A 12,490-nucleotide genomic window follows, 5' to 3' on the forward strand; every position below is an offset into this window, starting at 1 on the left:
ATGCGTTTTAGTCTCATAATCTGCACTTACATGCGTCCTCAAGCCTTACTTACCCTTTTGCAATCGGTAAGAACACAAAGTCTATATCCAGATGAAATTTTAATTATTGATGGCTCTATAGATGATGAAACTCATAAAATTTTTGAGAAGCCATTATTTAAACACCTGCGTTATTTTAAGGTTGAAGACAAAGATAAAGGTTTAACCAAACAACGTAATTTTGGGATTAATCAAGTAGGAGACACTATAGATGTGGTTTGTTTTTTGGATGACGATGTTGTTTTAGAACCAGATTATTTTAAAGAGCTATTATCAACCTACACCACTTATCCTAATGCTTTAGCAGTAGGTGGTTATATTACTAATGAGGTGCAGTGGGAAGTCTCTGATGGTAAGCACAAAAAAGATCAGTTTTATTTTGAAGGTTACATGCGAAATGAACCCTCTCGATTTAAGTTAAGAAAACTCTTTGGTTTGTTACCAGATGTAACACCAGGTTATATGCCTACATTTTCTCATGGTCGATCAGTTAGTTTTTTACCACCGTCGGGAAAAATATATCAAGTAGAACAGATTATGGGAGGTGTGTCTAGTTATAAAAAAGAAGTGTTTAATACGCATAAGTTTTCTGATTATTTTGTAGGATATGGACTTTATGAAGATGCCGATTTCTCATTACGACTAGCTAAAAAAGGCTATTTGTATATTAATACCAATGCGCGCTTAGCGCATTATCATGACGCTTCAGGACGACCAAACCAATTTAAATACGGTAAAATGGTATTAAGAAATGGCTGGTATGTATGGCGTGTTAAATACCAAAATCCGAGTTTGAAAGCAAGGTTTAAATTTCATGCAACGTCTTTGTTGTTAACATTGATAAGAATGAGTAATATCATTACTACCAAAGACCGACAAAAAGCATTAACCGAAAGCTTAGGACGTGTTGTTGGTTGGTTTTCTATTATCTTTAATCCGCCAAAAGTCAACCGATGAATTTTTTAATCATAACACATGTTCCTCATATCTACCAAAACCAAAAATGGTATGGTTATACGCCTTATGTACGAGAGATGAATATTTGGTTAAAATACGTAGATGAAGTAACTATCGTTTCTCCTTTACAACGGGTAAAACCGTCTGCAATAGATATGGCTTATCAACATGAGCAGATTACACATAAAGCAATTCCTGAAATAGCTTTTATTAATTTTTCAAGAGCTTTAAAGTCTTTAGTGTCTTTGCCTTTAATTTTGTTTACATTGTATAAAGTTTGTCAGCAAGCAGATCATATTCATCTACGCTGTCCTGGTAATATAGGTTTATTAGGTTGTTTGGTTCAGTTGTTTTTTCCTAAGACAATAAAAACCGCTAAGTATGCAGGTAATTGGGATCCAAAATCTAAACAACCCTTAAGTTATCGTTTACAAAAATGGTTATTATCTAATACTTTTTTAACTAAAAATATGACTGCTTTAGTTTATGGTGATTGGCCTAATCAAACTAAAAATATTAAATCGTTTTTTACAGCTACTTTTACCGAAGCAGAAAAAGAACCCTTAAAAGTAAGAGGCTATAGTGGTACTTTAGAGTTTATGTTTGTAGGTAGTTTAGTCGAAGGGAAGCGTCCTTTGTTTGCTATTCAGTTGATAGAACAATTGCTAAAACAAGGAAAACAAGTACGGTTACATTTATTTGGTGATGGGGTATTGAGACCAAAACTAGAAAGCTATATTAAATCACATCAATTAGAAGCTTATATTATTTTACATGGTAATCAGCCTAAAGATGTTATAAAAACCTACTATGAAACATCCCATTTTTTAATTTTAGCGTCAAAATCTGAAGGTTGGCCTAAAGTGGTTGCAGAAGCGATGTTTTTTGGAGTCATTCCTTTATCTACGCGAGTTTCTTGCGTTCCAACTATGTTAGGTCATGGACAACGAGGTATACTTGTAGAGGCAGATTTAGATCAAGCAGTTAAAGTTTTTAATAGCTATGCTGAAGCAAACTTTAAGTCGATGTCAATAAAAGCTTTAGAATGGTCGCAAGCATATACTTTGGATCGTTTTGAAAAGGAAATTAGGGATTTGATTTAGCTTTGTTTTAAGAAAAAAGAAAATAGAGAATAGAGATAAGAGGAAATAAACAAGAATCAAGAACCAAGAGACAAGAGACAAGAGGTGAAAGTATCTAGTCAGCAGTAAGCAGTTTGGTAGGTAGCTGGTAGATAATAGAAGTAAGAAGTTGTATGGTTAAAGTGATGAACAGTAATTAGAAAAATGAAAGTATTACAACTTATAGATAGTTTGGAATCAGGAGGCGCAGAGCGTGTTGCTGTAAATATTGCTAATGCTTTATCGGCTGAAATTTCTAAATCTTATCTATGTAGTACAAGACAAGAAGGTATCCTTAAAACATCATTAGACCTAAAGGTTGGTTATTTGTTTTTAAACAAGAAACGAACATTTGATTTAAAAGCAATTATAAAGCTTAAAAGTTTTATTAAACAAGAACAAATCGATATTATACATGCCCATTCTAGTTCTTTCTTTACAGCTACATTAGTTAAATTACTTTATCCAAAAATTAAAATTATTTGGCATGATCATTACGGGAATAGGCCCAATTCTAATAAGTTTCAGATAAAAACATTAAAGTTTTGTTCCTATTTTTTTTCTTATGTTTTTAGTGTTAATGAGTTATTGGCTTCTTGGGCTCGAAAAGAATTATTAATCAAATCCGTTACTTATTTACCCAATTTTTCCATCGCAGAGGAAGAAAAATTAATTACAAAATTAAGAGGGTTTAAAGGTAGAAGGATTGTTTGTTTAGCGAATTTAAGAGAAGAAAAAGATCATATTAATTTATTAAATGCTTTTAAAGCAATAAGTCATCAACACCAAGATTGGACTTTGCATTTGGTGGGTAAAGATTTTGAAGATGATTACTCAAACACTGTTAAACAACATATAGTAGATTTAAAATTATCAAATCAGGTGTTTTTTTATGGAAGTTGCTCTGATACTTCGACTATTTTAAAGCATTGTGATATAGGTGTGCTATCTTCAAAATCTGAAGGTTTACCGCTAGCCTTATTAGAATATGGTTTAGCAGGTTTGCCTACTATAGCTACTAATGTAGGACAATGTAAAGAAGTAATCATAGATAAACAAACCGGACTGTTAATACCGTCTAGTGATCCAGAGTCACTAAGGCGCGCTCTAGACTATTATATTGATAATCCTTTAAAACAAGAGTTGTTTGGGAATGCTTTACGCCAACATATAGACAATAATTTTTCAAAAAAGACTGTTATTTCAACTATTAAAGGTATATATTCTAACTTTGTATCTCATTAATGGATAAACAGTATTTAAATATATTAGGACTACATGTGGTTTTAGGTTTGTTGGTGTTTTTCTTCAGATCTTTTGGTGACATCTATTTTTATGGGTTAGTTGCTTATTTCTTCTTTAAAATTATTAGCGCGAAACCAAATTTAAAAGCTTTTGAGATTATTAAAGCTTGTGCATATGTTTTGGGTGCTGAGGTTATTTTAAGGATGACAGGTAGTGGGTTGTTTTATGAGTCTAGCAAATATCTTGTGATTGTTTTTTGTGTAATGGGACTTTTTTACAGAGGATTTCATTTTAAAGCAAGTTCTTATCTTCTTTATATACTATTATTAGTACCAAGTGTTTATGTCTCTTTGTATGTGCTTGATGTAAGTACTAATATTAGAAAGGCTATAGCTTTTAATTTAAGTGGGCCAGTAACTTTAGGTGTTGCAGCGTTATTTTGTTATAAAATTAAACTTACTAAACTTCAATTAAATAGTATTATTAATCAAATGATATTTCCTTTGGTTAGTACTTTAGTATATATTATTGTTTATAATCCAAATGTTTCTGAAGTAGCTACAAGTACAGGATCTAATTTTGCTGCATCAGGAGGATTTGGTCCTAATCAAGTATCTACTGTATTAGGTTTAGGCTTTTTTCTATTTACGGTTCGTTTTTTTTATTTTTCTAAATCAAAATTAGTAAAGTATCTAGATTTATTATTTATTTTACTTTTTGCTTTTAGAGCTATAGTTACTTTTAGTCGTGGAGGAGTATTTACAGCTATAATAATGATAGTAGCTTTTATATTTATTCAATATAAAAGTATGGATAAGGTTAATAAAGCTAGAATGCTATCTTCTGTAATAGTTTTTTTGATCCTAGGTGCTGCAACTTGGATTATCTCTACCATACAGACTAATGGAATGATTGAAAAGCGTTACGCCAATCAAAATGCTTTAGGAGTAGAAAAAGAAGATATTACTACAGGGCGTACTGATTTGTTTTTAGCTGAGTTTGAAGAGTTTTTAGAACACCCTTTTATAGGTGTTGGTGTAGGACGTATTAAAGATTTACGATTTCAAGAAACAGGTATACACGCTGCCTCACACAATGAAATGAGCCGTATTATATCTGAACATGGAATTCTAGGCGTAATGGCGTTTAGTATCTTACTTTTAGTTCCTTTATTTTTTAGGCTGAAAGACAGAAGCAACGTTCTCTTTTTTTCTTTTTATCTGTTTTGGTTTTTAACCATAAACCATTCTTCCATGCGTATTGCAGCACCAGCGTTTATATATGCTTTAAGTTTAATTCATATTAAAGATGACTCATCTCGTTTATATAGGAAACAAGTTAGCGCATAAAGGAAATACAGTGTCTACTATTGATACCTTGGGTCTTCATTTTGAAGATTTAGGTTATAAAGTGACTTATGCGTCTTCTAAAAGTAATATTTTTTTACGTTTATTAGACATGTTACGAACCGTTTTTAAACAGCGTAAAACAGCTAATTATGTACTAATTGATACTTATAGTACTTTAAATTTTTATTTTGCTTTAGCTGTTAGTCTGCTGTGTCGTCTTTTAAAGTTGAAATATATACCTATTTTACACGGTGGAAACTTGCCTAACCGTTTGTCAAATAACCCTAAGCTTAGCCAACTAATATTTAAGTATTCTTACATTAATGTATCACCTTCAGAGTATATAAAGCATCATTTTGAAACTAAAGGTTATACATGCAAAGTCATACCAAATAGTATTGATATTAGTCAATATGAGTTTAATACTCGAGTTATAGATGAGGTAAAACTACTTTGGGTACGTTCTTTCTCTAAAATTTATAACCCTACTTTAGCTATAGATATTTTAGAGACTTTGAAAGCAAAAGGGTATAATGTCTCTTTATGTATGGTAGGACCTGAAAAGGATGGCAGTTTAGAGACGACCAAAGCTTACGCTAAATCTAAGAGCTTAGATGTTACCTTTACAGGTGGTTTAACCAAATGTGAGTGGATTTTACTATCTAAAGATTATAATATATTTATAAATACAACTGACTTTGATAATATGCCAGTAAGCGTTATAGAAGCTATGGCGTTAGGATTACCGGTTATTTCTACAGATGTTGGTGGATTGTCATTTTTAATTCATCACCAAAAAGATGGTTTATTAGTAAAATCAAGACAAGTTGAAGGTTTTGTAAGCGCTATACAACAACTTAAAGACGATTCTATATTATTATCAACCATTACAAAACAAGCTAGGGTAAAAGCCGAAAGTTATGATTGGTCTACCATACAACAATTATGGTTATCTGTCTTAAAATGATAATTATAAATTTGTCGATACACTTGTTTAAAATTTTTATGTTTTTATCTTTGGTAAAATTCTTCCAACCAATAGCCAATGGATAATACAAGTGGCATACATTTTGAAATTTCTGAGCGTAAAATTCTACTACGTATTTTCGACTTGCTTTCTATAGGTGGCTCTTTGTACTTGGTGAGTACTATATTTAATTTTGATTATTTTTTGGTAAATAAAGAGCATTGGGCATGGATTTTTGTGCTCGCACTTTATATATCTGTTTTTGGAACAGTTTTAGAACTGTACGATTTACAAAAATCTAGCCGAATGGAAACTGTGGTAAGCACTATTATTTTAACCACTTCGATAACCGTATTATTTTATTTATTAACACCTTTTTATACACCGTCTTTACCAGACAATAGATTGCAAATTATCTATTTTTATATTGCTATTTTATTAGGTTTGTTTGTTTGGCGTTGGGCTTATATTACCTTTATTTCTTCACCACGTTTTTATAAGCGTGTATTACTAATAGGAGAAACCTCTAATATTAAAAGTATTGTTAAGGCTTTTAATGAAGCAGATCCAAATTATGTTATTGTAGGTTATATAAATTGCGAGAGTGATAAAAAAGATGCAGTTAAGTTTACTGCAGTTAAAGAATTTAGCTCTAAGCAAATTAGAAAGGTGATTAAAGATGAAGGAATTTCTGAAATTGTAGTTGCAAGTTATAATTCAGAAAATATAACGCCAACGATATATTCAGAGCTTATGTCTTTGCTTGAAAAAGGCTTTCCAATTAAAGAGTACACACAAGTTTATGAGGATATTACCTATCGTGTCCCTGTGCAATTTGTAGGTAAAGACTTTTATAAATACTTTCCTTTTAGTAGAAATAATAAAAACAAATTTTACCTTGCTTATAGACGATTATTAGATATAATTTTATCTGTAATAGGATTGGCTATAGGAGTTTTGTTCTTACCTTTAAATTTAATAGGAAACGCACTTGGTAATAGAGGTAAACTGTTTTATACACAAGAGCGCGTAGGTAAAAACGGAAAACCTTTTACTATATATAAATACAGAAGTATGGTGAAAAACGCCGAATCTGCAGGAGCAGTTTGGGCTAGTAAAAATGATAGTCGTGTCACGCCTTTTGGACGCTTTTTACGTACGTCTCGTTTAGATGAAATTCCACAATTTATAAATATCTTAAAAGGCGATATGAGTTTGATAGGACCAAGACCAGAACGACCTGTTTTTGTTAAAGAGTTGTCTCAAGTCATTCCTTTTTACGAAACTAGACATATTGTAAAACCAGGACTAACAGGTTGGGCTCAGGTTAAAGCACGTTATGGATCTAGTGTAGATGACAGTTTGTTAAAACTACAGTATGATTTGTTTTACATTAAACATCGTAGTTTTATGTTAGATATAAATATTATCATTAAAACCTTAAGTACTGTTATTTTCTTTAGAGGACAGTAAATCTAAGTTTAAATTTTTTAAGGTTTAATGTTCTAGTAAGTTCGAGTATTTTTCGAGGTAAGAGTAAAATTTATCGAGAACTACTATTTCTTTAAAAACTTCAATAGAAATATGTATCGTACGAATAGCGCAATTAAAAGCGGAATTAAAGTTGGAGCAAATTGTTGTACACCACTAATCCAATGTACAGTAAGCAAGCATAGCATTAATACGCAAAACTTAATATATCCAATAAACCATTTTTTTGGTTTTGCTTTATAAGCTTGGATTACCATAACTAAACTTAAAGGGAAAGCCCATAATAAGTTATAGTTGTAACCCGTAGCGGTATGATCTGTACCGAACCATAGTAAAGTTAAAAGTATGCCTATTATACCTAAAATTAACTGTATAAAAGCATCTAACCCTTTTGTTCTGCGCTGTTTTTTATGATCGTTAAAGGTTATATAGATGATTAATATAGCAATAAGACTTAAAACAAAAATTGGACTTAATAAAAAAGTTCCGTTTTTAAATTTAGTATCAGAATTAATAATTGTTTTACTATTACTAACCAATTGTCTATTATTTATTGTAGCCTTACTGTAAAATGCATGTATGTTTTTAGGTAAAAACATGTGCTCTCTTGGTGTTGCTGTTCGGTCTATAATAGCTCCTAATGCAATATCTATTCCTAAGCTTCCCCAAGCGTTAGGATGCAATTCATCTTGAATTAATGTGCGGAAGGTTTTGTCTTCGTAATTTCCCGGTAATTGGTAGTCAATATTTCCGTTAGTAGCATTTTCTATAACATCTCTAATTTTTGTAGCACAATTATCATAGAAAAAATCATATAAATAAGCCCCTTGATTTTTTGCGTAATTAGTTTCTAAAAATGTATAAACGCTTTGCTTTTCTTCAGCAGAAAGATTAAGAATTTGTTCTTTAATACTTCTGTTTTGTTGTTTGTAAAAATTAACTAAGTTATTGTAATTAGCTTTACCTTGTAAGTAGTTAAGTTTTCCTCTAGCGAAGTTTAGGTAAAAGTTTGGGTCTTCAAAATTATAACGACCAAAGTCGTATACAATATCGCTGTAACTTGTTTTTAGTCTAATACCACTATGACCAAACGCATCATTAAGGTTGTTACCAGGACCAATGGTTAAAACACTAATTTGTGTGTTGTTAGGGATGTTTTTTTGTGAAAAAGCAACTGTAACACAAAGTAGAAAAAGGAAGCGTAAAAGTAGTTTCATAAGATAGGGTTATCTAAAGATACTAAAATCTAATTTTAAAGAAAATACGTTAGAATATAATGCTACACTTTGGTCACCAATATCTGTAAACGCATAATCTACTTGTATACCGTTGTATTTAAACCCAACTCCAAAAGTAGGCTGGAAAGTTAATTGCTCTGAATTATCTATCTGTAATTCATTTTGAAAATTACCCATTCCGCCACGAAGATATATCATGTCAATATATCCAAACTCAAACCCAAATGCAGGGTTAATGCTAGCAAAAGAGGTAGAGATAACATCATTATTTTGTTCAAATCTTACATTTAAATCTATTTCTGCTTCTAATGTATAATCGTAGTGAAAGCGGTATAGTTTTGCAACACCAATTTGTAGTTTAGGTATTGTAATTTCGGTAGTTTCTGGTAATTCTTGGTTTTGACCTTCAACAGCATTCTGTACTTTGGCAAATTCTTCTTCGTTAATTGACCATGAGTTGTAGGTTGTTGTGATGTCTCTTGCCATAACACCAAACTTCCAATTGTTATCTGTTTCAAATTGAATAGCAGCATCAAGACCTACGCCCCAACTTGAAGCAAAATCCCCAATAATACGGCGTATAATTTTAGCATTTACGCCATAGCTTAATCCTTGTATAGGTAAATTTCTTGAATAAGATATTGTTAATCCATAATCTGCAGTAGAGAAGAGGCTAATACGATCGTAATTTACATTACCTTGCTCGTCAATTAACTGAGTAGTATCTAAAATGTCGTCTACCGCAAATCTAATTAAAGACACTCCAAAAGCGCTATTATCATCTAAAGGCATAGCAAAACCGGCATAGTCATAATTTGCAATGTTAGCAAAGTAACTAGAGTGCATTAAAGCTAATTGATTGTCTTCTAAATTGATTAATCCAGCAGGATTCCAGTAACCTGCATTTACATCGTTAGATCTTGCTACTACAGCGTTACTTTGTCCCAAAGCAGCAGCATCTACACCTATATTCATAAATTCGTTAGAATATTTACGGGTGGTTTGTGCGTTTAATGGGATGAACACCAATAATATAAGAGAAGCTAAAAGTAATCTCAATTTCAATTTTTTTTACAAAGATGCTATATTTTTTCTACATATTAAACTTCAATTTTAATAGTATATTGTTTGTAAGTTGTTTTAGACCAAAATTCTTTACTATTTTTACAAAAAACTAATGCATGAATATTAAAGCCTTTATTCCTAATTTTGTCACACTTCTTAATCTTTTATGTGGAAGTATAGCTGTGGTTTTTGTTGTAAATAATCACTTTACATTAGCAGCAATTTTTGTTTTTTTAGGTATATTTTTTGATTTTTTTGATGGGCTTTTAGCAAGAAAATTAAACGTACAAAGTGAGTTAGGAATACAATTAGATAGTTTAGCAGATATGGTTACTAGTGGTTTGGTGCCAGGTTTAATTATGTATAAACTGTTAGAATTAGCAACTAATACAAATGGAATAACTATAACTGATGATTGGTCTGATAGTTTATATTGGTCTGGCGTTAATGTTAGCTTTTTGCCTTTTTTAGGGTTACTAATTACGTTGTCTTCAGCCTACAGATTGGCACGTTTTAACATAGACGAAGACCAACAAACCTATTTTAAAGGTTTACCAACACCAGCTAATGCTTTGTTGGTATTGTCTTTACCTTTAATTTTAGAATTTCAGAATAACGATTTGATAAATGCGACTATTTTAAACCCTTGGTTTTTGGTGGTTTTAACTTTGTTAAGTACTTATTTATTGAATTCGCCAATTAAACTGTTTGCTTTAAAATTTAAAAGTTACGGTTTTAAAACCAATGCTGTGCGTTACATTTTTTTAATACTTAGTGTTGTATTACTAATAGTTTTACAATTTGCAGCAATCCCTTTAGTTATCTTACTTTACATTTTATTATCATTATTTAATAATATCAATTAATAACTATTATGTTAGAAAACATTTTTACCCTTCTAATGCTTATAATGTTACAAGCAGTTTTAGGTTTTGACAATTTACTTTACATCTCTTTAGAGTCTAAAAAAGCACCAAAAGACTCTCAAAAGCGCGTTAGAAAAGTTGGTATTTTGATTGCTATAGCTTTAAGAATAGTGCTGTTATTTGTGTTAGTATCTATTATTGGTTTTTTTAAAGAGCCATTTTCTTTTTTAACAGGAAGTGTAGATGATGTAGTAGATTTTGCATTTAACGGTCACAGTTTAATTGTTCTTGCAGGTGGCGGGTTTATCATTTATACTGCTATTAAAGAAATTTGGCATATGATTGGTACACCAGACATACATGAAACCTTAGAAAAAGAAACCAAAGGTTTTAAAAGTGCTAACGCAGTAGTTGTTAGTATTGTTATTATGAATTTGGTGTTTTCTTTTGATTCTATTTTGGCAGCAATAGGCTTAACTAGTGATATTGAAAGCTCTACAACAGCTTTTATAATTATGGCAATTGCTATTGTATGTAGCGGTTTATTAATGTTATTGTTAGCAGATAGAATTTCAACATTTTTATCTAAAAATAGAATGTATGAAGTTTTAGGTCTATTTATCCTTTTTATTGTAGGTATAATGCTAGTGACAGAAGGTGGGCATCTAGCACATATCAAATTTTTTGGTAATGAAATTACACCAATGAGTAATACTACATTCTACTTTGTTATCGCTGTTTTAGTTATTGTAGATATAGTACAAGGACGCTATCAAAAGAAATTGTTAGCAGAGAAAACTAAAGCGCATAGAGAGTAATATTTACGATTTGAGATTTTGTGGTTTTTTGACACGAATGTCTCGAATTATTACAAATGTCGTGTTTTAAATTGCAAAGAGAGGCTTAGGGAAGGGTCTTTGTATATAATACGTTAAGTGGTTTAGCACTTAATTTTGCAAATAAAAACCGAATAGAAAACCCTCGAGGATTTTCATAAATAGGTTTTCACTAGCAATGGATTTTATACGTTGTTGGTAGCTGTATTTTATTCACAATATTCATTCTTTATTTCTCTTAGTAGATCAAAATCAGTTATTTCCAGTCCGAGCGACTCTGCTTTTTCAATATTCTCACAAGCAGTTTTAAATGAATCTTGGTAATAATAGACCATAGCTAAATTTGCATAAAATGACCATTGAGTGGAATCCAATTTGATACCTTGTTTATAATTTTTTATTGCTTCTTTATCTTTCTTTATTTTGTAATATAATAGACCACGATTATTATAAAATTCAGGATAATTTGGGTTGATACTTATAGCTGTATCTATAAGGGCAATTGCAGTTTCTAGTTCATTCACATTAGCATAAGCTTCTGATAATTCAAATAGCAAGCTAACATTCTTAGGTTCTAGTTTTCTTCCTTCCTGATATACTTTTATTGCTTCATTATAAAGTCCTTGTTTTTTTAATTTATTTCCTTTTTCATTAAGTTCCTTGGTTTCTCTAAGTTTAAAGTCGAACGGTATTGGTTTTACATAACTTTTAGGTTTTCCATATCTATCATACCAAGATTGAGGAATGTAACGTCTTGGTGATTCGTTAAATTCAAAACCGAATAGAGGAATTGTCAATATTAAATACAGTAATGTGACAATTGTCAATTTTGTTTGCTTTTCTCTTTCGGTAATTAGATAAACCAGAGCAGAAATTATGAAAACTGGTAGAATGATTAATGTTGGATAATCTCCAAAAATATGATAGAGATACTTTGTAAATAAGCAAAAAGACATTAAAATTAATAAGATGTTTAGTACAATAATTTTTTTCGAAACTTTATGTTGAAATGCACTAATTGTCTCATTTACATAAAAAATTAATAATCCTAGAAAGCCTAGAGTCAACAGAATATTTCCACCAACTATGTCATATAGCTTGAGTAAAATTCCAATTGGAATAAAAAAAATAGTTAGTATAAATAGAATGTTTTTCATAATTAGAACTATATGTTCAAATGATTACGGAATTTTTGACTATTACTGCCAACGCTTAGATATATCTTACTCAGCAAGAAATAATTACAATGTTTTTTGTGGTTAAAAGAGTTCTCGATACATTTTACTCGTTCCTCGTAAAACACTCGAACTGATTTA

11 protein-coding genes are annotated in these 12,490 nt (G+C 30.8%); 8 read left to right on the forward strand and 3 right to left on the reverse strand.

Going from position 1 to position 12,490, the window contains the following annotated elements:
• The 6 genes from INR78_RS10005 (at position 1) to INR78_RS10030 (ending at position 7,151) form a co-directional block, all read left to right on the forward strand.
• A complete protein-coding gene (locus tag INR78_RS10005; RefSeq protein ID WP_223076407.1) occupies positions 1-996 on the forward strand; it encodes a glycosyltransferase family 2 protein in 996 nt (331 codons plus the stop codon).
• Positions 993-2,099, forward strand: coding sequence for a glycosyltransferase family 4 protein (locus INR78_RS10010; protein WP_223076408.1), 1,107 nt, complete (start codon positions 993-995; stop codon positions 2,097-2,099). The genes INR78_RS10005 and INR78_RS10010 overlap by 4 nt, the downstream gene beginning before the upstream one ends.
• Before the next feature lie 183 nt (positions 2,100-2,282).
• Positions 2,283-3,362, forward strand: a complete 1,080-nt coding sequence (locus INR78_RS10015) for a glycosyltransferase (RefSeq protein ID WP_223076409.1) — start codon at positions 2,283-2,285, stop codon at positions 3,360-3,362.
• Entirely contained in the window at positions 3,362-4,711 is a 1,350-nt protein-coding gene (locus tag INR78_RS10020; RefSeq protein ID WP_223076410.1) for an O-antigen ligase, read from the forward strand. The genes INR78_RS10015 and INR78_RS10020 overlap by 1 nt, the downstream gene beginning before the upstream one ends.
• The gene (locus tag INR78_RS10025; protein ID WP_223076411.1) at positions 4,671-5,678 is read left to right on the forward strand and encodes a glycosyltransferase family 4 protein; all 1,008 of its coding nucleotides are present in this window, start codon (positions 4,671-4,673) and stop codon (positions 5,676-5,678) included. Before INR78_RS10020 ends, INR78_RS10025 begins: the two co-directional genes overlap by 41 nt.
• A gap of 78 nt (positions 5,679-5,756) precedes the next feature.
• The gene (locus tag INR78_RS10030) at positions 5,757-7,151 is read left to right on the forward strand and encodes a sugar transferase (RefSeq protein ID WP_223076412.1); all 1,395 of its coding nucleotides are present in this window, start codon (positions 5,757-5,759) and stop codon (positions 7,149-7,151) included.
• An 83-nt stretch (positions 7,152-7,234) separates the two neighbouring features.
• Here INR78_RS10030 and INR78_RS10035 read toward each other — a convergent pair whose 3' ends face one another.
• Both INR78_RS10035 and INR78_RS10040 read right to left on the reverse strand, forming a co-directional pair.
• Positions 7,235-8,386 carry a DUF4105 domain-containing protein gene (locus tag INR78_RS10035; protein WP_223076413.1) on the reverse strand — a complete coding sequence of 384 codons (1,152 nt, stop codon included), beginning with the start codon at positions 8,384-8,386 and terminating at the stop codon, positions 7,235-7,237.
• A 9-nt stretch (positions 8,387-8,395) separates the two neighbouring features.
• Positions 8,396-9,382, reverse strand: coding sequence for a PorV/PorQ family protein (locus tag INR78_RS10040; protein WP_223078057.1), 987 nt, complete (start codon positions 9,380-9,382; stop codon positions 8,396-8,398).
• Between the two features lie 206 nt (positions 9,383-9,588).
• Here INR78_RS10040 and INR78_RS10045 point away from each other — a divergent pair, with 206 nt between their 5' ends.
• Together INR78_RS10045 and INR78_RS10050 are read left to right on the forward strand one after the other, a co-directional pair.
• A complete protein-coding gene (locus tag INR78_RS10045) occupies positions 9,589-10,338 on the forward strand; it encodes a phosphatidylcholine/phosphatidylserine synthase (RefSeq protein ID WP_223076414.1) in 750 nt (249 codons plus the stop codon).
• Between the two features lie 8 nt (positions 10,339-10,346).
• Complete coding sequence (locus tag INR78_RS10050) at positions 10,347-11,156, forward strand: TerC family protein (RefSeq protein ID WP_223076415.1); 810 nt, start codon at positions 10,347-10,349, stop codon at positions 11,154-11,156.
• A 227-nt stretch (positions 11,157-11,383) separates the two neighbouring features.
• Here INR78_RS10050 and INR78_RS10055 read toward each other — a convergent pair whose 3' ends face one another.
• Entirely contained in the window at positions 11,384-12,331 is a 948-nt protein-coding gene (locus INR78_RS10055) for a tetratricopeptide repeat protein (protein ID WP_223076416.1), read from the reverse strand.
• Positions 12,332-12,490 lie beyond the last annotated feature (159 nt).

The organism is Mesoflavibacter sp. SCSIO 43206 (assembly GCF_019904215.1).
GTDB lineage: Bacteria > Bacteroidota > Bacteroidia > Flavobacteriales > Flavobacteriaceae > Mesoflavibacter > Mesoflavibacter zeaxanthinifaciens.